This is a genomic window from Persicobacter psychrovividus, assembly GCF_036492425.1.
Classification (GTDB): Bacteria; Bacteroidota; Bacteroidia; order Cytophagales; family Cyclobacteriaceae; genus Persicobacter; species Persicobacter psychrovividus.
On sequence record NZ_AP025295.1, the window covers coordinates 169,403 to 194,186 of the forward strand.

A 24,784-nucleotide genomic window follows, 5' to 3' on the forward strand; every position below is an offset into this window, starting at 1 on the left:
AATCATCAGCTATTTTTTTGTGTCATTATTTTTTTGCGCGTTCCCACCAGAAAATCAACATCCGGCGACGGCGAGAAATATCCGTTGGTTCCAACTTCCAGAAGGTCTTGGGGTCAAGCATCAACAAACTGCCTTTTTCTACGGAAAGATTATTCACCCTGCCACTCAGCGTCACCAGTTCCAAAGAACCCGTCTGCTCACCAAGACTGTCTAATGGCATCACGCCCCAAACAAAATCGTCTGTGTTAATATCATAAATGTCCTCCCCGGCAATTACCTGCTGCTGCAAACAATGGTTTATCCGTTGTGGCGTTAAAGGTAACTCATGGGTTTTACCGTACCACAATGTACTTCCTCCGAGCTTTATTCCGCCATTATATTGCTCACAAAATTGCTCGAATCCACTGTTCAAAATCATGTTGGACAATTGCCCCATTTTCCCCAAAATATCGGGCATACAAAACGATTCCCGGGTATTGGTTTTATCTTGCAACCAACTGAAAAGATTATTGGCAATACCACGAATCTCTTCAGAAGTCCATAATTGGGATACAATTCCGTAACCGTTGAATTGTTTATATTGTGCCGATGACTTGGGCGCCGGAACCACTCCACCCCCAAGGTTTTCCATCATTTTTTGTAAACGACGACGCAACCTGTTTTGCAATTTTACAGGTGCCAGCACTTTTATGCCTTCTCCGAAACGGATTAATTCTTCTTCAAGATCTGAGTTCAAAATCAGGTTCAATCTCAAATTCAAACCTGACTCGTCATAGGAAAGTACTTCCTGAGATTTATGGATAGGCGAAGAAAGTACAAATGGCGCTTGCTTCAAATCCACGGTAAGCAACACTTCTTCTTTCTGATCATCCACAGGCTGACTAACCCCAATGATGTTTTGAAAATAACGATCAAGGTCATGATTTACATTGGCCACATACTGAATAGCGGAAGTGCGCACCTCAACAATACCATCCAAAGCCAATGCCTGTACCGGCACAGCCACTCCCCGAACACCAATCACGAACCAACGGCCACGAAATTCCTTCAAAAGGTATGGGTGGAAGATGATCTGCTGCGCATCGGCAATTTTCGAATCCCGATAACTCAGCTCAATAGCCTGACGGTGCTGAATAGCATGACTGATCTGTGCCAAAAAAGCCAAACTGCTCTCTGAATCACTTTCTTCAAATTGAAAAATATTCTGTTCAGGAAAACGATGTGCTTCCACCTTGTAGCCCAAACGCTGAATCAGTCCAGCAATATCCTGATAATAGGAAAAGCTCTGAAATTCAGAAAGATCATCGACTACCGCACTGAGTCGAGTAAAATCATTTTGGGTAAGCGGCAGCTTGGTGATCGAAAAATCAGGATCCTCGTAAGTGTAGAATTTACGATCCTGCACCTGAATTTTAGCATTATAGCCTAATTCATCAGAGCGTAACATTTGTAAATCCAATTGCAAAGTTCGCTTCCCAACCCGCTTTCCTTCAGGCAATTCACCGGCTTTAATCAATGCCTGAGTGGTCACCTCAATTAAATCTTCTAATGAATACTTTTGCGCTCGGTCTCGCAAACACTTATCTATCGCTTTATATCTAATTAAAGCGCTCCGATTTACAGCCATAAGTTATTATTTTTGAAAAAATGATTCAGACCACAAATAAGCATAATTTTTTGTAGCAGTGATTAAGAGGAACAATTTAATAAAATGCTCCATAACCAAACACAAAAAAGGAAAATTAAAAATTGACATACAAACAAAGTTTGCAGGTAATCATTAAAAATCACTTAAAAATAGCGCCTTCTTCATGCGGTTGATTTTGATTGATTTTGGGGTGCATCACCCTAAAAAACAAGGGAGGGACAAGCGCAAGCAGCATCATGCCGGGGTAACCTGTGGGTAATTGCGGCGCCTTCTGATGGTGGCGTAAAATTTGATATTTCCTACTTGCAATAAAATGATGGTCGGAATGCCGCGACAACTCAAACAAAGTTGCTCGACCAAATAGGTGATTGGAATTCCAGGAATGCCAAACTTCTGCGCGCTCATACTTGCCATGTTCCAGGACTCTCCGTCGCAAACCGTAATGCTCAATATAATTCACCGTCTCCAGCAAAAAGATCCCGAAAGTACCTGCACCTAAAAATGCCAATAGTACGGAGGCTCCGAAAACAACACCTATAAAAACAATCAGAAGCCCCTGAAAAATATGCATCTGAATCATTTGATTTTTCAGTGAAAAACGAGCGAATCCTTTCCGCTGCAATCGATCATTCTCCAACTTCCAGGCCCCTTTGTAGGCACCAAAAATCGAACGAAACCAAAAGAAAAACAGGGGTTCTCCCGCCTTTGCTGAGGCTGGGTCTTGATCTGTTGCAACATTTTTATGATGCCCTCGATTATGTTCAATAAAAAAATGCATGTATAGAGAGGTCGAGAGCATTGCCAGCGCAAACAGTTGAAAGTAGCGCTCTTTACGATGCCCAAGTTCATGCGCGACATTGATTCCAAACACTCCACACATCAGCCCCATAGCGGTAACATGCCCAAACCAGGAAACAGAAAACTGTGGTATTTGATCGATACTGACAAGGAAAAATGCCAAACAGGCGAAATGTGCACAACAGGCCAACACTAAAATTAAATCGAAGAGCTTGGCATTGGCATATTGGCGCTCCTCATTTTTGCTGATATTCGCTTCGGAGGCACTGAAAAGTAATTCTCCGACTGGAATTACAACAAAAGCATAAAACAGCGGCAAAAAAGTAAACGCACCCTCCAGCCGATAATTTAACACCAGCAAACAAGGAATCACGAAGGCAGGTAGATACCGCAAACTATGGATGAAAATAGAAAACTGCATTACTGAATATAAACAATTATATCCAATTATGCAGTTGAACGATCTTCAAAATTTTTAGTGAGGCAACTTGTCCCGCAGCAAACCATAGGTCAAAGTTCCCAATATCGCAAATACAATGGTGATGAGCATGAAACTCGCGCCAGTCCCCAAGATAAAAAACATTGGGCCTGGGCAAGAACCTGAAAGTGCCCAACCGAAACCAAAAATCAGCCCTCCATAGATATAACGCTTTGGGCTCCCTGACTTATCAGCAATCGTGATCGCCTGACCGTTTTGATCATGAACATCATTCTTCTTGATCAAATAAGTCCCTAAGGCACCCACCGCAATTGCCGAACCAATGATACCATACATGTGAAATGAATCAAACTGAAACATTTCATAAATTCTGAACCACGAAATAATTTCGGACTTGGTGAAAATAATTCCCAAAACAAATCCGAGTCCGATGTATTTTAAACCTTTCAACAACATACTAAGCTAAAAATAAGGGTAATAAAACATGTACCATCAAGAGGCCGCCTACAAAGAAGCCGATCACGGCAAACAGCGAACGCGACTGCAAGTTAGACAAACCACTGATGGCATGTCCTGAAGTACAACCTCCAGCATAACGCGCCCCAAAGCCTACTAAAAAGCCACCTAAAGCAAGAACCACCCAACCTTGAACCGCAGACAGCGCCTTCCAGCTCATCAACTCAGTAGGGTAAAAATGATCCTGATAACTGACAATATGTAATTTTGCCAAAGCCACTGCCGTGCGCGCATTCACTGCAATGCCCCCCGCGACGCCATTCAAATAACGGTGGGCTACAAATGCTCCGAGGACTCCCCCAAAAATGAACAGCAAATTCCAGCGCTGTGTACGCCAGTCGAAATTAAAGAATTCACACTTTTTCCCTGCACCAGCCATAGTGCAAGCCGTACGAAGCACGGCCGAAATCCCGAAACTTTTCCCAAAATAAAGCAAGAAAAGGTACACCATCCCTATAATAGGGCCAGCGACCCACCAAGGCCAAGGCTGATAAATCCAATCCGTCATTTTTTACAAATTACTGATAAACATGAACTGCTGAAATCGAATGACTTGAGCAGTTTTTCTTAACTGATAACAAAAGTAATGCAGCCCATCAACAACTTTAGTGACTATTGTTACTGAAGGAAAAGGTTCAATAGGCACGATAAACGCCTATTTTTCAAAACATGATAATTGACAGATCATTAGCCTGAAATAATAATTATCTTTACCACATGAATAATGAAAATAATGATGCCTTGACGGTAGGCACGACCCTTCAGATGGGCAATAGCCAAATGAAGATTGTTAGTATTGAGGAAAAAACATACCCTAACGATCCCAAAAAGTACATGGTATATATTACCGATAAGCCAGTCTATCGGTCACGAAATATTATCAGTGTATATCGGGTAAACCAATGGCTGACGGAAGGCAGAATCAGTTTGGTGAAATAGGCCTTTAGAGAGCACCCACGAAACACGATTCCCCTATTTTTATAAAAGGCGGTCATCGATTAACCTACTTATGGCATTGCTTATTCAGCCCGTTGAAAATTAATTTTCATGGATGATGGCCTGAAAAATTAGCGCACAAAAAAAGGCAAGATTACTCCTGCCTTTCAACGCTACTGCTTATCAATTATTTTACAATTTTTCTGCCTGATTTATCACTTTTCACCTTCTGAACAGTGAGGGTATCATTCTCAAGATCTTGCTGCTTTACCATTTCCTGTTCTGCTGCTCTTGCACGTCCAACTTTATCTGATTTACTCTGCGCCTGAAAATCCTGCACTTTGGCATTACCATTCAGCTTCTCCATACGGGCTTTCGCTACCGCATTTTTGTTACTTTTAACTTGCGCTTCAGCGTTTACCCCAAACACCAATAATGCACCGACTAAAATTAAAACCTTTTTCATTTTCCAAGTTGTTTTAAATTAAACCTTTCAATTAGAATAGTGCAAACAACTTCGGAAAGCCGCATTCGGATATTTGGACAATCAAGAGAACATAAAATCAGTCCGTTTACTTTTTATCCCATTTCAGCACAAATGTTAAATCCGTTCCGAAAGCTGATTTAAATCTGAAGTCTGATAGACCATTCACCTGTTTAAAATGATATTTGAAGTGTCATTTTTAGCCTCCATTTTTTTTGAACTTTTTTCAAAATTTTTCGCAAAAGTTGGGGCATAAAAAAAGGCAGAACGAATGTCTGCCTGTAATCCCTAATCCTATCTATTTAGTTTTATTTCACCAACTTACGGATGCTCTTGTCACTACGGACTTGTTGTACCGTATACGTTTCTGTTTGCTCATCAATCTCCTGAACACGGACTATTTCCACCTGACGTGCTCGCCCGGCTTTATCTGACTGGCTGTACGCCTCAAAGTCCTGCACCGTGGCATTACCATTCAGCTTCTCTATACGGGCTTTCGCTACCGCATTTTTGTTACTCTTTACTTGCGCTTCAGCGTTTACCCCAAACACCAATAATGCACCGACTAAAATTAAAACCTTTTTCATTTTCCAAATTGTTTTAAATTAAACCTTTCAATTAGAATAGTGCAAACAACTTCGGAAAGCCGCATTCGGATATTTGGACAATCAAGAGAACATAAAATCAGTCCGTTTACTTTTTATCCTATTTCAGCACAAATGTTAAATCCGTTCCGAAAGCTGATTTAAATCTGAAGTCTGATAGATCATTCACCTGCCTAAAATGATATTCGAGGGGTCATTTTTAGCCTTCATTTTTTTTGAACTTTTTCAAAATTTTTCGCAAAAGTTGGGGCATAAAAAAAGGCAGAACGAATGTCTGCCTGTAATCCCTAATCCTATCTATTTAGTTTTATTTCACCAACTTACGGCTACTCTTGTCACTCCGGACTTGTTGTACCGTATGCGTTTCTGTTTGCTCATCAATCTCCTGAACACGGACTAATTCCACCTGACGTGCTCGCCCTGCTTTATCTGACTGGCTGCTCGCCTCAAAGTCCTGCACCGTGGCATTACCATTCAGCTTCTCCATACGGGCTTTCGCTACCGCATTTTTGTTACTTTTAACTTGCGCTTCAGCGTTTACCCCAAACACCAATAATGCACCGACTAAAATTAAAACCTTTTTCATTTTCCAAATTGTTTTAAATTAAACCTTTCAATTAGAATAGTGCAAACAACTTCGGAAAGCCGCATTCGGATATTTGGACAATCAAGAGAACATAAAATCAGTCCGTTTACTTTTTATCCCATTTCAGCATAAATGTTAATTCCGTTCCGAAAGCTGATTCAAAACTGAGGTCTGATAGACCATTCACCTGCTTAAAATAATATTTGAAGTGTCATTTTTAGCCTTCATTTTTTTTTGAACTTTTTTCAAAATTTTTCGCTAAAGTTGGGGCATAAAAAAAGGCAGAACGAATGTCTGCCTGTAATCCCTAATCCTATCTATTTAGTTTTATTTCACCAACTTACGGCTGCTCTTGTCACTACGGACTTGTTGTACCGTATGCGTTTCTGTTTGCTCATCAATCTCCTGAACACGGACTAATTCTACCTGCCGCGCCCGGCCTGCTTTATCTGACTGGCTGTACGCCTCAAAGTCCTGCACCGTGGCATTACCATTCAGCTTCTCCATACGGGCTTTCGCTACCGCATTTTTATTACTCTTTACTTGCGCTTCAGCGTTTACCCCAAACACCAATAATGCACCGACTAAAATTAAAACCTTTTTCATTTTCCAAATTGTTTTAAGTTAAACCTTTCAATTAGAATAGTGCAAACAACTTTGAAAAGCCGCATTCGGATATTTGGACAATCAAGAGAACATAAAATCAGTCCGTTTACTTTTTATCCCATTTCAGCATAAATGTTAAATCCGTTCCGAAAGCTGATTTAAATCTGAAGTCTGACAGACCATTCACCTGCTTAAAATAATATTTGAAGTGTCATTTTTAGCCTTCATTTTTTTTGAACTTTTTTCAAAATTTTTCGCTAAAGTTGGGGCATAAAAAAAGGCAGAACGAATGTCTGCCTGTAATCCCTAATCCTATCTATTTAGTTTTATTTCACCAACTTACGGCTGCTCTTGTCACTGCGGACTTGTTGTACCGTATGCGTTTCTGTTTGCTCATCAATCTCCTGAACACGGACTAATTCTACCTGCCGCGCTCGCCCTGCTTTATCTGACTGGCTGTAAGCCTCAAAGTCCTGAACCGTGGCATTACCATTCAGCTTCTCCAGACGGGCTTTCGCTACCGCATTTTTGTTACTTTTAACTTGCGCTTCAGCGTTTACCCCAAACACCAATAATGCACCGACTAAAATTAAGACCTTTTTCATTTTCCAAATTGTTTTAGTATAAACCTTTCAATTAGAATAGTGCATATAACTATTGAATACCGCATTTGGATATTTATCAAACAAAAGCCGCTAATTATCAGTCCGTTTACTTTTTATCCCATTTCAGCACAAATGTTAAATCCGTTCCGAAAGCTGATTTAAATCTGAAGTCTGATAGATCATTCACCTGCCTAAAATGATATTCGAGGGGTCATTTTTAGCCTCCATTTTTTTTAAACTTTTTTCAAAATTTTTCGCAAAAGTTGGGGTATAAAAAAAGGCAGAACGAATGTCTGCCAATTTCTCTTCACTTATGACCTAAAAAGGTCGATTATACTTTTTCCCACAGGCTATCAACAAAATAGTGATCAGGGTCCATGAATTCCTTTCGGACAAAAAATCCCGTTCGGAAGGCTAACCGCTCGATCTGCTCCTCATTAAATTTCCGAGATAACTCTGTATGTATTAATTCATTTTCACGGAACTTATAGCTTTTGTTCAACCGCAATATTTCCACTTCCTGATCTTCAAGACTCACCAGAAAACTATTGACAAACCCTCTCACAGGATCATAGTGAACGTAAAACTCAAACTGATCCAAATCAAAATTGGCGCCGAGTTCCTTGTTCATCCTTTGCAGTAAGTTCATATTGAAGGAGGCCGTGAGCCCCTGACTATCATTGTAAGCTTTCTCTATCAACTGGGGCCGTTTCTGAAGGTCCATGCCGATCATCAGTAAATCGCCTGAATGCATGACATTAGAGATCATCTGTATAAATGCCTCGGCCTCTGCAGGCTGAAAATTTCCTACATTGGAGCCCAAAAATAAGAATAGCTTGGGCTTATCTGTGGTACTTAAATGAGGCAAAATATCGAAATAATCGCCAGCAAGAGGATCCACTGATATTTCGGGACAAAATGCGACAATATTACTTTTCAATTGCTCAAGTACCGCTTTAGAAATGTCAACAGGACGGTAGGTAAACTCAAGCCCTAAAGCGTTCAGTGTTTTTAGAAGCAATTTGGTTTTTGACCCATCCCCTGCCCCCAGCTCCACAATATCAAAAGCAGATTTAAAGGGTAAAGCCTGAGCAATCTCAACGCCCTGCTCCTCAAAAATTTTATACTCCGACCTGCTGAGGTAATACTCTGGCAGGCTCATAATTTTTTGAAAAATACGGTCACCTACCTGATCATAAAAATATTTGGAAGGGATAAACTTTTTGGGCGATGAAAGACCTTTGTCCACATCTTTTTGAAAACCTGAGCGCATAAAAGGGGGGAGTTAAAAGATTAATTCTGAACCAAACGGATACCTGTAAACTGCCATGAGAGTTCAGGATGAAAGAAATTACGATAAGTTGGCCTGCTATGATCTGGCGAAGTAGCGACTGAAGCCCCCCGAAGAACCATCTGACTAACCATAAATTTACCGTTATATTCTCCTACGGCTCCTTCAGCTTTTTGATACTTAGGATAGGGTAAATAAGCAGACTGTGTCCATTCCCAACGGCTTCCCCAAGACAATTGCCCTGAAGCGACTTCCCATTCAAATTCAGTAGGCAATCGCATACCTTTCCATTGTGCAAATGCATAAGCTTCATAATAATTGATATGCGCCAACTGTGCATGAGGGTCCAGATCCATCAGTCCGCCCAAAGTAAACTGCTTCCAATGCCCCTCTTCTTTACGCCAATACATCGGGTGTTCCAGTTGATTGCTCTTCAGCCAGTCCCAACCCTGAGCGTGCCACAGATCGTGTTTTTCATACCCACCATCTTCAATAAATTCGAGGTATTCCTGATTGGTCACCAGGCCTTTTGCAATACTGAAGGCAGGTAGAAAAACTTTGTGTCGTCCTTTTTCATTATCGAAACAAAATCCCTCTCCTTCAAAACCTATATCATACAGCCCTTCCCGAATTTCCAAAAATCCCTGATCACTGTTGTAATCATTCACCAATTCGGCGTCCTCTTCATAAACAGGGACCATCGGGTTAAGATTTAAGGTATATTTTATATCTGTATAGAGTAATTCTTGATGTTGCTGCTCGTGTTGTAGGCCTAAAATCACAAGATCCTTCACCTCTTTCGGAAAAAAAGAAATCCCTTCAATCAGCCATTCCATTCGCTCATCGACATAACGACGATAAGCCAGGACGTCCGAAACGGTTGGGCGAGACATCCAGCCACGCTGAGGCCTTTCTACCCGATCGCCGATGGTTTCATAATAGGAGTTAAATACATAGGCGTATTTCGGATTATACCTGCTGAACTCTTTAGAGTGTACCGCAAGCACCATTTCTTCGAAAAACCAAGTGGTATGCCCCAGGTGCCATTTGGGTGGGCTGACATCAACAGAGGGTTGAGGGATATAATCTTCAATGGCTAAAGGAGAGCATATCATCAATGAACGAGCACGGACATCTCGATAATAACTGAGTAAATTCACAAGTTTCGGGTTGAGTAATGAGTATTTTCTCAGATAAATTAGAATATATTTTATACTTAATCAAATCTATTTGAATATTATCCGCCATGAGGCAACCATAACGAAAAAAAAGCGCCATAATTAAAAAATTACAGCGCTTTTCAATGCCCAAACCCAACAATATCTTCTCGATTTATTTGGTCATTCAACCATCCCAAAGAGGATCAAAGACCAATATTTATTTTGATGTGCTCAAAAGTTGGGTAAGTAAATCACTTCCGTATTTGGTAGGGTTTGCCCGGATTTTTTTTTCCCGCTGCTCGATTTTTACGAACAAGCCATCGAGGGCTTTCTCTGTAACATAATCAGGCAGGTTATCAGCTTCAAGCTTTCCTCCGATGAACGGAATCGCATTATAAGTCGATGCAAATAATGTGTACAACTCATTGGTCGATTTACCCGCTAATATTGCTTTATCAAGCTGCTCATTGATCGGTGCATGGTATTCACTTTTCAACTCATCATAAGCTTGTCTTTTGAGGTATTCTGTGGCCTCATTACCATTTGAACCAAGCAAAATTGCATATGCATCCTGATAACTCATCTCCCGAATGGCCTTCTTAAATAAGGCTTCCGCCTTGTCGGTTGCGGCTTCTGCACTGCGATTAATACCCGTTTCTATATCGTCTACATATTTACCAATCACCGCTTTAACCGCATCATTTTCCAGTACAGCCCGTGCTTCGGCAGGGAGCGGGATTTTCGCATCCTCATCGAGCAAATAGCCATTCTTTACACCTAAAGCGGCAACAGCATGTTCCGTCCCCAAATCCAACATTTGAGAAAGGGCCTTATCTACTTCCCCCGAACTCAGCGACTGCACCACACTACATGATGAAATTATAAAGGCCAGTGCCAATGATAAAAACGCAATTCTGTTTTTCATATTATTCTTTTAAATGATCTCGCTACTCTAAATCGATCGTGATATGACGAGAAAGGTTTAAATCTTATCGGCAAATTGCCCACTTGATTCAATTACTCTTTGATTTCAGTCAAGGCCTCTTTTAGCTGATCATTCTCACGCTTTAGTCGCTCCTGCTCAGTTACATCAAACTGAATTCCCAAAAGCCCTACCTGATCTAAAGTATCCACATACAATGGCATTTTTGTCGTATGAAGGTACTTGTCTTGTCCGCCTGAAATTTTATCCATTTCTTTTTGGAGGTAATCACGCTTACCAGTTTTAATGATCTCTTTTTCCTCATTGACCATAGGTGTGCCGTCAGCTACCCCGAAAAAGTCGATATCGCTTTTACCCAGAATTTTTGATTCGTCACCACCCATTACTTCAAGCGTACGATCATTGACCAATACCATACGACAATCAGCGTCTTTTAAGAAAACTTTATTAGGAAGGCTATCAAGGATACGTCTGTAAAGTTTGGTCGTCTTCTCAAATTTTTCACGTTCAATATTCAAAACCTCTTCTTTCTCCTTACGCAAACGTTCCATGTTTTCTTGCGTTGCTGAAAGTTCTTCAAGGTTCTGTCTCAGTTCTTCTTCCTGCTGACGGGTTTCATGTTCACTTTCCTGCAATCTCTCGAGCATGTCTTTGGTTTCGACACTCGTGCGCCAAGAGGAAATAGCTGCCGCAACGTTGTTTCCTATTCTATCAAGGAACCCAAGGTGAAAAGGCTGAAGCACTTCAAAAGAGGCCAATTCTAAAATCCCCTGTACCTCTTCTCCGTAGATCAGTGGAATGATGACCACACAACGCGGGGCACTATCGCCCAATCCAGAACGAATATTCAAATAATGGTCAGGAACATCGGTCAAGAATATAGGAGCCTTTTCTAAATAAGCCTGTCCTACAAGCCCCTCGCCAATCTCAATGGATTTATCAATATATTTTTTACGGTCATAAGCATAACAGCCCACCATTTTAAGCATCATGTTCCCTTCAGGCTGCTGATCAGTGATGTAAACTGCCCCCTGAGTTGCACCGATATATTTTACCAAATTGGATAAAAACTGATCAAAGGCACTCGCGTTTTCCCCCTGATTAATTTCCCTAAGCAGGCCAGTAAATTGAGCCAGCCCCTCGTTGGTCCAGTTGCGCTTTTCTTCATCTTCAGCTACCGTTTGTAACCTGTCGCGAAGTGCCAGCAAACTCTTACCCAACTGATCATTTTCATTCAACAATTCAAAGTCGAGATCGTTATTTTTCACTTGCTTATCCCCGAGCTGCTCCACAAAAGCAGTGGCTTTAAATAAATAGTTACTGAAAACATGCAGTTTTGAGCGATAAGGTGTGCTCCAGTTTTTCTTGTTGGATTTCTTGACCTTCCCCCAATGCCCATCAAAAAGCATTTCCAGGCCAACGAGAATTGCGCCGATCTGCTTACCGACCATTTTGGTAAAATAGAAGATAATCCAAGCGGCAACGATGTAATAAACACCAAGAATCCCGTAGAATATATTTTTAAATAGAAGAACCTGCGGGGTATTTTCTGTGAGTGTTAACTGTAAAGTAACAAGCAACAGCAGTGGAAAAGTGACCACAATAGAAATGACAGAAACTGCCAAGGGATGAGAGAAAAATTTTTTCATGTTGGGTAAAATAAGATCAAGTTAAAAAAATTAAGACCTGATAATTCATCGCAATTTAATAAGAGTGATTACAATCTTCAATCATCTTATCAATATTCATGTTATTTAAACTAAAAAAATATTGATAATTAATGAAGCGTAATGGAACTATTTTAATTCAATCCGCCTCAAATATCTTCAATATTCCTTTTCAAGATCGGAATTGCTCTCCCCAACAACAGCCATTGCAATAACCCACGTGCTCCCATATAAAATATCATTGCAAACCATAAGCCATGAACAGGAAACCAAGGTCGGACAGAGAAATAAATAGGAAAGAAGACCACGAATGCCGCAAGAAAGCTCGTGTTTCGCATCCATTTTGAAGCGGTGGCACCGATATATATGCCGTCCCATAAATAAGAGGCAAAGGCCACCACGGGCAAAATGGCAAGCCAGGGTAAAAATGCACTTGCCTCGTCAAGAATTGTTTGCTGATCAGTTAATAAGTGTAAAATATTCTGGCCGAAAAAGCCATAAACAACACAAAAGGCAATAGAGATACTGCCTCCCCAGAGGAACAGCCGTTGAATCAATCGTCGAAGTTCCGTATAGGCTTTCGCTCCTATCAATTCCCCGACCAAGGCTTCTGCGGCATAGGCAAATCCGTCTATCAGGTAAGAAAAGAACATCAGAAACTGCATTAACAGGGTATTCATTGCCAAAATATCGGCACCAAGACCAGCAGATGCAGATGTGAAATAGTTAAAAACCAGCAATAGGCATATGGTGCGGATAAAGATGTCACGGTTCACCGTAAAGAAGCGCAGCAAATCAGCGCTATTGAAAATCGCCCGCAAATTGAAGTGAATCCTAAGCCATTTATATTTATATAATATATAGAAGAGCATGGAAAGAAAACCTACATATTGCGCTACGAGGGTGCCCGCTGCGGCACCAACTACATTCAGCTGATATTTGTAGATCAACAAATAGGACAGCGCAACATTCAAGCAATTGATTAACAGAGTGATAAACATTGGCAGGCGCGCATTCTGAATCCCGATGGACCAACCCATTAATGCATACAGCCCTATCGTTGCAGGGGCAGCCCAAATCCTGACCGAAAAATATCGGACCGCCTCTGCTTTCAAACTTTCTGACCCTTCTACAAGCCAAAAGCCCAGATGACTAATTCCCGATTGAAATACAATACAGACCAGGCCTATGGACAATCCGATAATTGTCGCTCGAAAAAAGAGATTCGTCAGCAGGTTTTCATCTTGCTCACCAAAAGCCTGAGCCACCATGCCTGTGGTACCCATACGCAGGAAGCCAAAAGACCAGTACAAAAAATTAAATATCACACTTGCCAGTGCCATCGCACCCAGAAATAATGGACTTTTTAAATGTCCCAATAGTGCCATGTCTACCATCCCAAGAATTGGAACACTAATATTACTGATGATATTGGGCACGGCCAACCTTAAAATTTTGTTATTCACATTAACCATCCTGCAAGTTAGCAATTACTCCTGAAGAAGAGCGTACCCTTCAGATGATCTTAAAAAAATACAGAATAATACCGCTCTCTTATCAGTCGCCTAAACCGCCACAATAGCACCGCCTCACCCAAGGGTAATTTTTGACCCTCATTTTTAATTTTTTTATGAATTTTTACGAATTCAGGTTAAAATTTTACCCTTACAATGAAAAAGTACATGATATTTTATCATTTATTTCATCACAACATCAACTTAAATAAAAATTATTATACTAATTATTGTTTTTATTATGTCTAAAATTTGCAATAATATCAATATGAGGCATCGAAAAATGACTAATTGAAAAAAAACCAACGCAAATATTGCCATATTATTAATCAGAACAGAGTATCCCTGATCACTTTCACAATAATTACATAAATGAAGTGCAATTTTTTAAAAACTATAATTTCTACTACATTGTGATAGTCAAAAGAATATATCGTCAATTTACAGCGCAACCGATGATTATTCTTTGTTTAACCAAACATTTAGAAACTTATACTCTTTAACCAATCTATTTATGATTACTATTACAGCAGCTGACAGCCTGTTGGCATTAGCTCCATCAGCCATTGAGACATTGGCCCCGAGCACAGTAGCAGAGAGTGCCTCTGCAGCAGAAGCACTAACCGCTTTAAAAACACAAGTTGATTCCAACGCGCTAACCGCAAATAATGTATGGATGATGCTGGCAACCGCCCTTGTATTTATTATGCACCTGGGTTTTGCAGGTGTTGAGGCAGGTTTCACCCAAGCGAAAAACACGGTAAACATTCTTTTCAAGAATACCCTTACCCCAGCAATTGGTTTGCTTAGTTATGCCATTGTCGGTTTTATGATCATGTATCCATCGGAGTGGATTTTTGATGGTATTTTCGGTATCGGCTTTGGGCTTACACCTCCAGTAGATGCAGAAGGCGCGCTTAACCTTGGTTACAACACAGGTTATACTTACTGGACAGACTTTTTATTCCAGGGCATGTTTGCCGCTACAACAGCGACCATCGTTTCAGGTGCAGTAGCTGAAAGAATTAAGATTTCGAGTTACCTGATTTTCACTGCCATTTACGTTTCTTTCATCTATCCATTGATCGGATCATGGCATTGGGGTGGTGGATTCTTGGCTGAATTAGGATTCTATGATTTCGCTGGATCTACATTGGTACACTCTGTTGGTGGATGGGCTGCATTGGCAGGAATCATCATTTTAGGACCACGTATCGGAAAATATGGTAAAAATGGTGAGATCAACGATTTCCCAGGTTCTTCAGTGCCATTAGCTGTAATTGGTGTATTCTTATTATGGTTGGGATGGTTCGGCTTTAACGGTGGTTCTGTACTTTCAGCAGACCCAGCAACGACTTCCCTTGTATTGGTAACCACTTCTCTTGCAGCTTGTGCAGGTGCGGTATCTGGAATTTTGACTGCCAACTTTGTATTCAAACGCCTTGACCTTGGAATGGGATTGAACGGTATTCTTGCAGGTTTGGTAGGAATTACAGCTGGCGCGGATTTAATGAGCCCATTAGAAGCTATTATCATTGGATTGATTTCAGGAGCATTGGTAGTAATGGCCGCTGTAGCCTTAGACAGACTAAAATTAGATGACTGTGTGGGAGCAGTAGCTGTTCACTTGGCTTGTGGTATATTCGGCACGTTAGCTGTAGGAATGTTTGGAGCAAAAGCAGGTTTAGAGCAGTTCCAGCACCAATTAGTAGGTGTAGCTGTGGCAGGTGCCGTAGCCTTCGGTTCATCATTCACCATTTTCAAGGTATTGGATCTTATTTGGGGAATTAGAGTATCTGCGGAACACGAAAAAGCAGGTATGGATAGCCACGAGCATGGTATCAGAGGATATACTATCGTTTACGATGAATAAAAACTAAAAAAAAGGCAGGGAGTACGCCAATACTCCCTGCTTAAAATAACATCATTCAATCTTCACAATGAATGATAAACTTCCTATGGAATCTCATCGCCAAACGAGTATTTCCAACCTTTCACAATCGAAAATTCTAAACCAATAGAAGTATGAAACTTCAATTTACAAAAATATCCCTTTTTGTCCTATCACTATGTCTATTTGGGACAACATTAAGCTTTGGAGCAGAAAATAATGATGAGCCAACAGCTGAAAATGAAGAAGCAAAAGAGGAATCAGCAGTGCCAGAAGAAAAAAGTCCATTAGAAATTTCTGGTTTTATAGATACTTATTACCGCTACTCAAATGTTAAGGAATCCCTGACTTCATTTGCAGATGGTAACAACTCCTTCTCTTTGGGAATGGCTAACATCGTATTCTCTAAGCAAGTAGGGAATGTAGGTTTCGTAGCCGATTTAGCCGTAGGACCTCGTGCGATTCAAGCCAACGGCCAGGCGATTGAGACAGATGACGGTACTATTGTCGATAATAACCTTTCTATCATCAAACAATTATATGTTACTTGGGCTGCTACTGAAAAACTGACCTTCACAATGGGTAATTTTTCTACGCATGTGGGTTATGAGCTTATCGATGCTAATGGTAACTACAACTACTCTACTTCATACCTTTTCTCTAATGGTCCATTTTACCATACAGGTGTGAAAGCGGATTATGCATTCTCTGACAAATTTGCGGTAATGGCAGGAATCTTCAATGAAACTGACACCAAATTTGCTTCTATCAATCCAAAATATTTTGGTGGTCAGATCTTCTTCGCTCCTGTTGAAGGGTGGGATGTATATTTGAACTATATCGGTGGATCAGCAGATGGTGATTTAGTATTCACTCAGGAATTTGATATCACAACTACATATACAGTAAATGATGATTTCCTAATTGGTTTTAACGGTGCGATTGCCCCTACAACTATTAAGGACGAAGCCGGAGATATTACTGACCAGTTCAGTGGTGCAGCCATGTATTTAAACTATAGCCTTTCTGAGAAATTTGGTTTAGGCTTCAGAGGAGAATACTTCGCAACTTCCGTAAAACAAGAAAATTTTGACGGTAGCACTAAAATCAATGCCACAGCATTGACCCTTTCAGGAAATTATAATATCGGACCACTTCGTTTGATTCCAGAAATCAGATACGATGTATTGTCTGATAACATAGATGACATGGACGTACAATTTACAAACTTGGATGGAACTATGCAGAATAGCGGTTTCCAAGCGATGCTAGCGGCTGTATTTAGTTTCTAAATAAGACTCTGATTCATTTCAGGGTTGTGGCACCCTCTCTCCGAGAGGGTGTTTTTTTGTGTTAAAATCATGGGGTCAAACCGTTCGCCTCCCAATACTGGGAAGCAGAAAAAGGGAATTTCAATTAAAAAAAACCTGATTGATCAACTGATCCAATAGCCTAATAATCGCCTTGAATACCCCTCAACAATATATCTGGGCAAATATTTTTTAGGACAATGCCTCAAGGTAAAACGGGTAAAATTCCGCAGATTCCCTCCTCCCCTTATGCCGAAAAGGTGATCCCAATAGGCTGAAAACGTTTTTCTTTTACGGAGCGCCTGGTCTCCAGAAGCCTCAGGATAAGTGAGTAAAGGTGCATCGTAATTACAATAGATCTTAAATCCTGCCGCATTTGCCCGATAGGTAAATTCATAATCGGCATAATAATGGGGCAAACCCTCCTGATCAAACAAGCCAACTTTATCAAACACTTCTTTGGGAATAATAAGGCCTCGTCCAGGAAAGTGGGTCACCAGGTGCAATCCTTGCAATTGATCCGTAGGCAATTCATCAATCAACTTGGTGTTTGTATATACATTCCAATTGATTTTTTCTCCTCCGTAGTGAATTTTCCCACTGCCATTTTCAACATTAAGTGCTCCAATAAGCGCAGAAGGCAGCTCCTCAGAAGCTTTCATCATCTTTTCGATCCATTGGGTTGGTGCAAGGGTATCATTATTTAGGGTCATTACACGATCAGCACCCAAACGCAGTGCTTCACGGATCCCCATATTAATCGAGGCCGTCCACCATAAATCTCCATGGCCTTTCATCACCAATACCTCAGGAAATTCATCGGCGAGCATTTCCGCCGTTCCATCCGTAGAACCGTCATCGACTATGATGGTCTTAAAATCTTTTCTTGACTGTTGTTGCAAAGAAAGTAAACATTCTTTAGTGAATTCCTTTCTATTAAATACAGGGATAACAATATATAACATGGGCTGACATTTGTATTAATCAAATATATAAACCCAAATATGTTGCACTTGGTTCCTACGTTAGCCTTTTATAAATCCAATATGCATAAAATACTGATTGTTCATACTCGTTATCTCCAACATGGTGGTGAGGATACTGTTTTTGAACACGAAACCACGCTTTTACAAAAGAAATTTGAAGTAGATACCTTGGTCTTTTCAAATAAAGAACTTCAATTTCCCGCATTCCTGTGGGAAGTATTCAATAATAGAGAAAGTGAAAAAAGGCTGATGGAAAAAATTGACCAATTCCAGCCTGATGTCATCCACTTACACAACTTTTTCTATAAGCTTTCGCCCGCCATTTTTCAAGTATGTACAAAACTGTGCATTCCACTGGTCATGACCATCCACAATTATCGGTTGCTATGTCCATCAGGCTTATTAACCCGCAATCAGCAGCCTTGTACTTTGTGTGTCAATAAAACGTTTAGCAGCCCCGCCATCCGGCATAAATGCTTTAAAAACTCCGCTTTGAAAAGTGCTCACCTCGCCAGTATGCTGGCATATCATCACGAAAATTCCACCTTCACTAAAGGCGTGAGCAAATTCATCTTTTTAACCCCATTTGCCAAAGCAACATTTCTGAATAGTCATATGGATATTTCAGAAAGTCAAGCGGTGGTCAAGCCCAATTTCATTCCTGATTTTGGCCTGAGTGAGCTTAATAAAAGAAATAATGCATTACTGTTTATTGGGCGTTTATCGGAAGAGAAAGGTATTCCGACTTTACTGAAAGCCATGCCAAATATTCATCAGCCAGTGGAAATCATCGGTGATGGCCCTTTACGTGAGGAGGTAATAGCTGCGAGCTTAAAATACCCCATGCTCAAATATCACGGTTTTCAAGACAAGGATTTTATTGCTGCGAAACTAAAAAGTTGCAGTGCCTTATTGTTTCTCTCCGAATGGTATGAAGGCTTACCTATGACCATCATTGAGGCTTTCAGTACTGGTACACCGATCATTTGTTCCAACATTGAAAATGTTCGAGATTTGGTTCAACATGGCCATAATGGTTTTCACTTCCAATGGGGAAACCCCAAAGATCTGGCAAAAATAATTAAAGAATATACCATTACTGAACAGTTAATTCAGCAAGCTCGAAAAACTTACCAGGAAAATTATACTCCTGAACAAAATTTAAAATTACTGTCCTCGATATATGACTCCTTAATCAAAACACCTGTTAACTAACTGTATTTAGTGTTGGCTGCAAGGCCGACAATATCCCTTTTCCAAAATTATCAACCATATGTTCAATGCTGTATTTTGCGGCAGAAATAGCACAAGCGGTTTTCATCTCATTCAATCGCTGTTCATCCTCAAGCAAGGCCACGACCTCCTGCACATAATCATCAAGTGTATTATCGGTGATTAAACCATTATACCCATGCTCCAAATAATCCACCTCTGGGCTGTGATAACGATAATCCGTCGTGATTAATGGACACTGCGTAACAAATGCATCGAGCACTGCAAGCCCAACGAGCCCGGGACACAAAAACACATCAGACAGTTTTAACAAAGCCGCCTTTTGGGCACCAAATTGAGGACCCAAATAATGAATAAAAGGATAGGCTAAGGCAGCATTTTTCCAATAAAAATCTTCACAGCCTGCCCCAACCACAATAAATTCAAAATCAGCAATTTGTTCCCTGACAGCAATAACGGCATCCAGTAGAAAAGCACTACGCTTTTCCTCGTAGATCCCCCCACAATAAATCCCCAAACAGTTGCCCTTGATATTATAAGTCTCTTTTATTAAATCAAGCTCTTCCTGAGAACCCGCCTCAAAATCCGCCTGCAATTTTTTGGTATCAATGGCATTCTGCACCACCGTAATTATGGAAGAATCAATGCCGAAACGGCTAAGCAAATCTGCCACACCTCGGGTATAAGCAAACCACCAATCTGCCTGATGAAATAGACGCTGCTTCCATAACTTTGAAGTTTTGGAAACCCCTATATTCTCCGCAATGCCATGCCCCCAGAAAGCCAGCTTAAAGCCATTCTTTTTTTTCCTGACCATCAGCATATAATTGAGCAAAAGTTTATTCGCCTGCTCAACCACTACCAAATCGAAATCTGCCACAAGATGCAGCAGTGGTTGCCAATAAAGTTCTTTACCCGCCACAGAAAACACCTCATTCTCATATGGAATGGCCCAATCCAGCTTTACTAAATCCTGTTTTTTTTGATCCTCCTTGTTTCCATTTCCATAAGCCAAGGAAAGCTCAACGCCTTTGGTCAATAAAAATCGCCGTAAGCCCTCAAAAAAAGTAAGACGATAATGTGGCAGGGATTTTTGAATTATCAGTACTTTGGCACCTTCCATCCGTCAGTAATTTTTTTTATGTCTGAAATATCAACCCGAATATCCTCAAGTTGGGCCTTTTTAATATCTTCGGATTTTGAGGCTGAATCACATATCAAATATTGATAATCCATATCCAGGAAATTTGCAATATTATAATAAAGAGAGTGGACAAATCCCCGAGGAAACAGCTCAAGAAATTGCATCCCCCGATTTGCAAACAGTAGTCCGATCAGACCAGCCCCCGACATGCCGATAATACTTTCAGCCTGTTGGAAAATCGCCACTTTTTCCAGTAAAGAATATTTACTCATTTCTAAAGTGGTATAACCTTCACTTTCGAGAAAGGAAATTAGTTGGTCTTCATTTTCTATTCCTCTCAATTTGGAGTCTCTTCTACTTACATAAATTTTCGAGGGATAATTTGTGTTGAGTGCCTTCGCTTTTTCGCCAATCGTATTTTGATAAAATGAGATCAACCAATGCGGAACCAAATAGCTACGTGCACCGCGTGGGTGGCTTGTGGAAATCAAACGTTCTGCCTGAAAGTGCGTTTCGCCATCGGCAACCACAATTCGCTCTGGTGCGATTCCAAATAGCTGCAAACTTTCCTTTTGAAATTCATGAGCAAAGTTCGGTACGAGAAAATAATCTACCTCATCAAACAAACCTGCCTCTTTCAGAAAGTTCAACCTCGCCAACGCATCCAACATCCAATGCCCAATATTATTAATCGTTCCACCGCCACCGAGCATGTTAAAAACAGTACCATTAATAAATAATGGTGTAGAGAAATATTTTCTGCGAAACACCAGGCTGTCTTTGCCTTTAGCTTCTCTGTCTACATCATACTGAAGAGAAACTTCCGAGAGCAACTGATTCTCCTCCGTAATTACGGCGACCATTGACACATTATTGGCAATAATGCGACCATAAGGAATAACAGCCAATTTATAATCCGTTGTACAAGACAACGTTACATTATCGCCACTTTCAACTGCAGGGTCATATTTAGTAAAGGAAGAAAAAGCATCGTAGAATGCCTTGTCGACGACTAATTTAGTGGTGAGAGAAGGGTAAATCGCAAAAACCTTCACTTTGCTTTCAGGGAATTTAGCGAAATATCCGGAAAAGGCATCAAAATAGCCCGTCGGCTTAAGCGAGGTATTTCTTGGCAAATTATTCAATGCCATTTCGCCCAATTTTCTTTTCAATTTATTCAATATCGACATAGTTATAGCTGTTGGGTTTTCGAATTATGCTCATCCAGTAAATTCAATATCTTCTCATCAAAATCCATATCAAATTTACGGGAAAAATGCGCCTTTGAGTTCAATATTTTTGGCAGGTAACTTTCATCCAATATCTCCGGATGTGGCTGCGGTCCCTCCTGATCACTAAAAAAAATAGCTCTTAAATTATGATTAATCACTTTGGATTGAAAATCGCCATTTAGAATAATGGACTGAAAAAACATCTCATCAGGCACACTCACCTTTTGCATGTACTTCACATAGTCCAAACGACGGTTCGCCACCTGAAGGCAATAATTCACACAATCAAAACTAAGGGTAAACCATTGGGAACCTGCATATGGCGCAAGGCCTGACATAAATGATCTCTGAGGAACAACAGCATGTACCCCACGTTTTACAAACTCAATCAACCATTCTTTTTTTGATGATATATGCTGATTAAAATGCCCAGGGAACGCCTTTTTTTGACCTTTCCACCAGAAATAATAAAGATTGTATCGGTCCTGCTGCCTACTGTGGTCTTTAATATGGCGCTGTTTAACAACATTAAAGTAATCCTCCGAAAGATAGGCCGGATTCATGGGCCAATAATTAATAAACTCTTTTCCTCGGTGATCTTTCAGAAACGACATCATTTCTGAGGAACTGATCACAGGATAATCTTGCCCACTGATGAGGTATAAATAGTCAAACTGAAATTCATCAACAGCCAACTGCATGGCATCCAAACTGGCCTTCACCAGAGAAAAACCACCCCACCTCCCTCGGCTCCTTTTTGAAAACCTGACATTGTCATAGTTTGAGAAATAGGTTTTGATTTTATTGAAATTTTCCTCGGATTCATTCTTACATACATGAATTACCACTGAACAGGATGGGCCGGTTAAGTGATTCACCAATCGAAATAGTTGGATTGGATTTTTATGATATAAGATCACAAAAGTCAATTTCATTAAGTAGATGAATTCAAAGTTTTAACATTTGTAAAGAGTAATTGCTGATCAATAAGATCAAAAATTTCTTGATCCACCTGCTGATCAAATTTTCGGGCATACAGCGCATTTGATTCCAGGACAGTCTGTATATCTTTGGACTGAATAATATCAGGATGCCAATTTTTTTTTGGCCAGATAATGAGCCTCAGGTTATCATTTACCACCTGATCCCGAAAGTCGGAATTTAACAATAAGGTCTGAAAGTAAATCTCAGAACTACAGGCCACTGTCCTCATGAATTTATTGATGGGATGATGCTTTTGTTCATAAACCTGCACAATAAATTTTATAGCATCGTAACTCAAACTGTACCAGTCTGAGCCGCCATAAGGGTGCATCCCCTTCAGGAATTTCCGCTTGTGAATTATCAAGCCAACAAGCTTTTTCACGCAATTAGATGCTTTTTCCAAAAATCGTTTTGCCTGAGCGTTATGATTACCAGGAATCTCAATCCTAATTTTATCACGGTAAAAGAAAGTATAATTTTCAAACTTACTTGTTTCCCGATCTACGCGTTCACGTTGCAAAATGGTATTATAATAGGGCTCATTAGCATTAATAATCGGTTGCATATCCCAATAATTGATGAATTGTTTCCCCTTGTTTTTAGTAAAGAATTCCTGAATAAATGCATTATTTTTAATGGGGTAATCTTGCGCAGAAATCACGGAACAATAATCAAATTCCAATTGATGATCTATGGCGTATTTCATCCCATTACACATGGCTTCCACAGTTTTGTGAGTGCACCATGTTCCCCTTACTCGTTCACAAAAGTGAACTTGATGATAGGTTGAGAAAAATGCTTTAACTTTTTGATGCATCTGATCGGTCACATTTTTACAAATGTGTAAAACAATATGATTGCCTTCCGCCGACAGCCTGTCCACCAACCGAAACAATTGCTTCGGTTCTTTATGAAACAATATGACGTAAAGTAATTTCATGCTTAAACAAAGTTTAAAGAAAACTGCAACTCATAATCGCACCATAAATCTTCTGACTTCAATTCCACATCCGCAACCGTGATAGGTTGATCTTTGGGAATAGCCCGCTTGAGTATCGCTCCTTCAGCTAAACCCATGGGCAAAAGATTTTCACGTCTGGCAATAGCAGTGTTCTCACAAACGCCATAAGTCTTAAAACCTCCAATTCCATCAATCCGATCACCCGCTTTCAAGTCTGTTTTGCTCATCGCCACCACTTCAACATATATTCCGTTCTTTGGAACAATAATTTGATCTGCAAAATCCACTACCCTCGAAATGGAAGTGGGCACATCAAAAATGCATAAGTGATAGGGGTTATAAAAAGAATATAGTGGTCCCTTCCCGAGCTTATAATAATTAAGATGATGGTGTGCGATAGGGTCTTCGGAATAAGCATAAACAAAAACACCGGGAGCAGGCAAGGTTCCTACCAAATAATCAACGATCCCACCGTTGGCCTTCAGCGATTCGAAGTCATAGAATTTCTTGGCCTCGTCAATATGACCTTTGAATTCAAAGCCATTCATCCCTCGCTGATTCACCCCAAAGCCCGTTGCATTGGCCACTGCAGACTGTTCAAAAGAAATTTTGGTGCCGTCAGCAAAACTGGTCGCCATTTGTGGGCTGAGTCCGTAAGTCTTTGCATAATTCTTTTGGGTTGCTGGCGTACGGTATCGGTCCTGCAAACCTTTAATATTGCCACACACCAAAGGCTTAAGCCCCATTTGCTTCACATAGCGATATAGATTCATAATAACTCCCGGCTGGTCACCATCGGAGCCCGAATAAATAACCCCTGCTTGCTCTGCTAAATTCTTCAATAAAGGACCAAAAGTAGCATCAAGTTCGGCATTAAATGATAGAAGGTGTTTACCCGCAGCAATGACTTTTTTACCCACATTTAAAGCAAAATCAACTGATCCCGTTGCCTCAACGATAATATCAAAATCCTCTTTTAAGAATATCTCCAGTTCAGAATGTACTGCAGGTGTTAAATTGAAGAAATCATGTTCACCGATCAGTTCACGATTACTATATGGTTGCAGAAATTGAAAAATATGATCTACCGACCGATTCAGGATTGCAGTTACCGTCATGCCTGGTGTATGCAGAAAAATCTGATTGTATATCCCCTTACCCATTGCCCCGAAGCCAACTAAGCCCACTTTGATTGGGCTTTTATCTTTTTCGCGTTGTCTTAATTTAGAATCAATAATGAGCATA

24 protein-coding genes are annotated in these 24,784 nt (G+C 40.4%); 4 read left to right on the forward strand and 20 right to left on the reverse strand.

Features of this window, described 5'->3' with window-relative positions; all coding sequences use genetic code 11:
• Positions 1-25 precede the first annotated feature (25 nt).
• The 4 genes from AABK40_RS19580 to AABK40_RS19595 all read right to left on the reverse strand — a co-directional run bounded on the left by AABK40_RS19580 (position 26) and on the right by AABK40_RS19595 (position 3,909).
• Positions 26-1,627 carry a helix-turn-helix transcriptional regulator gene (locus AABK40_RS19580; protein ID WP_332920341.1) on the reverse strand — a complete coding sequence of 534 codons (1,602 nt, stop codon included), beginning with the start codon at positions 1,625-1,627 and terminating at the stop codon, positions 26-28.
• A gap of 160 nt (positions 1,628-1,787) precedes the next feature.
• Complete coding sequence (locus AABK40_RS19585) at positions 1,788-2,867, reverse strand: alkane 1-monooxygenase (RefSeq protein WP_338399061.1); 1,080 nt, start codon at positions 2,865-2,867, stop codon at positions 1,788-1,790.
• Between the two features lie 54 nt (positions 2,868-2,921).
• Positions 2,922-3,341 (reverse strand): DUF6691 family protein, encoded by a 420-nt coding sequence (locus AABK40_RS19590; RefSeq protein ID WP_338399062.1) that lies wholly within the window; start codon positions 3,339-3,341, stop codon positions 2,922-2,924.
• 1 nt (position 3,342) lies between these two features.
• Entirely contained in the window at positions 3,343-3,909 is a 567-nt protein-coding gene (locus AABK40_RS19595; protein ID WP_338399063.1) for a YeeE/YedE family protein, read from the reverse strand.
• A 209-nt stretch (positions 3,910-4,118) separates the two neighbouring features.
• On the opposite strand from AABK40_RS19595, the gene AABK40_RS19600 reads away from it, so the two are divergent.
• Positions 4,119-4,340: a hypothetical protein gene (locus AABK40_RS19600; RefSeq protein WP_332920345.1), complete on the forward strand. Its 222-nt coding sequence runs from the start codon at positions 4,119-4,121 to the stop codon at positions 4,338-4,340.
• A 184-nt stretch (positions 4,341-4,524) separates the two neighbouring features.
• Here the strand turns inward: AABK40_RS19600 and AABK40_RS19605 are convergent, their stop codons facing one another.
• From AABK40_RS19605 to AABK40_RS19650, 10 genes are all read right to left on the reverse strand, one after another.
• The gene (locus tag AABK40_RS19605) at positions 4,525-4,803 is read right to left on the reverse strand and encodes a hypothetical protein (protein ID WP_338399064.1); all 279 of its coding nucleotides are present in this window, start codon (positions 4,801-4,803) and stop codon (positions 4,525-4,527) included.
• A gap of 326 nt (positions 4,804-5,129) precedes the next feature.
• A complete protein-coding gene (locus AABK40_RS19610; RefSeq protein WP_338399065.1) occupies positions 5,130-5,408 on the reverse strand; it encodes a hypothetical protein in 279 nt (92 codons plus the stop codon).
• A 325-nt stretch (positions 5,409-5,733) separates the two neighbouring features.
• On the reverse strand, positions 5,734-6,012 hold the full coding sequence (locus AABK40_RS19615) for a hypothetical protein (protein ID WP_338399066.1): 279 nt from the start codon (positions 6,010-6,012) through the stop codon (positions 5,734-5,736).
• Between the two features lie 327 nt (positions 6,013-6,339).
• Positions 6,340-6,618: a hypothetical protein gene (locus AABK40_RS19620; protein WP_332921843.1), complete on the reverse strand. Its 279-nt coding sequence runs from the start codon at positions 6,616-6,618 to the stop codon at positions 6,340-6,342.
• 326 nt (positions 6,619-6,944) lie between these two features.
• Complete coding sequence (locus tag AABK40_RS19625) at positions 6,945-7,223, reverse strand: hypothetical protein (protein WP_338399067.1); 279 nt, start codon at positions 7,221-7,223, stop codon at positions 6,945-6,947.
• Positions 7,224-7,554: 331 nt separating this feature from the next.
• Entirely contained in the window at positions 7,555-8,496 is a 942-nt protein-coding gene (gene egtD, locus AABK40_RS19630; RefSeq protein WP_338399068.1) for an L-histidine N(alpha)-methyltransferase, read from the reverse strand.
• 20 nt (positions 8,497-8,516) lie between these two features.
• Entirely contained in the window at positions 8,517-9,674 is a 1,158-nt protein-coding gene (gene egtB, locus AABK40_RS19635; protein WP_332921839.1) for an ergothioneine biosynthesis protein EgtB, read from the reverse strand.
• A 217-nt stretch (positions 9,675-9,891) separates the two neighbouring features.
• A complete protein-coding gene (locus AABK40_RS19640; protein ID WP_338399069.1) occupies positions 9,892-10,599 on the reverse strand; it encodes a DUF4197 domain-containing protein in 708 nt (235 codons plus the stop codon).
• A 92-nt stretch (positions 10,600-10,691) separates the two neighbouring features.
• On the reverse strand, positions 10,692-12,266 hold the full coding sequence (locus AABK40_RS19645; protein WP_338399070.1) for a GAF domain-containing protein: 1,575 nt from the start codon (positions 12,264-12,266) through the stop codon (positions 10,692-10,694).
• A 167-nt stretch (positions 12,267-12,433) separates the two neighbouring features.
• On the reverse strand, positions 12,434-13,750 hold the full coding sequence (locus AABK40_RS19650; protein ID WP_338399071.1) for an MATE family efflux transporter: 1,317 nt from the start codon (positions 13,748-13,750) through the stop codon (positions 12,434-12,436).
• 562 nt (positions 13,751-14,312) lie between these two features.
• Between AABK40_RS19650 and AABK40_RS19655 the strand changes: the two genes are divergently transcribed.
• Together AABK40_RS19655 and AABK40_RS19660 are read left to right on the forward strand one after the other, a co-directional pair.
• The gene (locus AABK40_RS19655; protein WP_332921835.1) at positions 14,313-15,671 is read left to right on the forward strand and encodes an ammonium transporter; all 1,359 of its coding nucleotides are present in this window, start codon (positions 14,313-14,315) and stop codon (positions 15,669-15,671) included.
• 152 nt (positions 15,672-15,823) lie between these two features.
• Positions 15,824-16,981, forward strand: coding sequence for a porin (locus AABK40_RS19660; RefSeq protein WP_338399072.1), 1,158 nt, complete (start codon positions 15,824-15,826; stop codon positions 16,979-16,981).
• Positions 16,982-17,124: 143 nt separating this feature from the next.
• Here the strand turns inward: AABK40_RS19660 and AABK40_RS19665 are convergent, their stop codons facing one another.
• Positions 17,125-17,964 carry a glycosyltransferase family 2 protein gene (locus AABK40_RS19665; protein ID WP_338399073.1) on the reverse strand — a complete coding sequence of 280 codons (840 nt, stop codon included), beginning with the start codon at positions 17,962-17,964 and terminating at the stop codon, positions 17,125-17,127.
• 81 nt (positions 17,965-18,045) lie between these two features.
• Here AABK40_RS19665 and AABK40_RS19670 point away from each other — a divergent pair, with 81 nt between their 5' ends.
• The gene (locus AABK40_RS19670; RefSeq protein ID WP_338399074.1) at positions 18,046-19,200 is read left to right on the forward strand and encodes a glycosyltransferase family 4 protein; all 1,155 of its coding nucleotides are present in this window, start codon (positions 18,046-18,048) and stop codon (positions 19,198-19,200) included.
• On the opposite strand, the gene AABK40_RS19675 is transcribed toward AABK40_RS19670, so the two are convergent.
• The 5 genes from AABK40_RS19675 to AABK40_RS19695 are packed head-to-tail and all read right to left on the reverse strand — an operon-like array spanning position 19,193 to position 24,783.
• Complete coding sequence (locus AABK40_RS19675; protein WP_338399075.1) at positions 19,193-20,341, reverse strand: glycosyltransferase family 4 protein; 1,149 nt, start codon at positions 20,339-20,341, stop codon at positions 19,193-19,195. The genes AABK40_RS19670 and AABK40_RS19675 overlap by 8 nt on opposite strands.
• Positions 20,320-21,552 carry a glycosyltransferase family 61 protein gene (locus AABK40_RS19680; protein ID WP_338399076.1) on the reverse strand — a complete coding sequence of 411 codons (1,233 nt, stop codon included), beginning with the start codon at positions 21,550-21,552 and terminating at the stop codon, positions 20,320-20,322. Before AABK40_RS19680 ends, AABK40_RS19675 begins: the two co-directional genes overlap by 22 nt.
• Before the next feature lie 2 nt (positions 21,553-21,554).
• Positions 21,555-22,529 carry a beta-1,6-N-acetylglucosaminyltransferase gene (locus AABK40_RS19685; protein ID WP_338398859.1) on the reverse strand — a complete coding sequence of 325 codons (975 nt, stop codon included), beginning with the start codon at positions 22,527-22,529 and terminating at the stop codon, positions 21,555-21,557.
• A complete protein-coding gene (locus AABK40_RS19690) occupies positions 22,529-23,518 on the reverse strand; it encodes a beta-1,6-N-acetylglucosaminyltransferase (protein WP_338398860.1) in 990 nt (329 codons plus the stop codon). Before AABK40_RS19690 ends, AABK40_RS19685 begins: the two co-directional genes overlap by 1 nt.
• Before the next feature lie 2 nt (positions 23,519-23,520).
• The gene (locus AABK40_RS19695) at positions 23,521-24,783 is read right to left on the reverse strand and encodes an NAD(P)H-dependent oxidoreductase (RefSeq protein ID WP_338398861.1); all 1,263 of its coding nucleotides are present in this window, start codon (positions 24,781-24,783) and stop codon (positions 23,521-23,523) included.
• Between the last annotated feature and the right edge of the window lies 1 nt (position 24,784).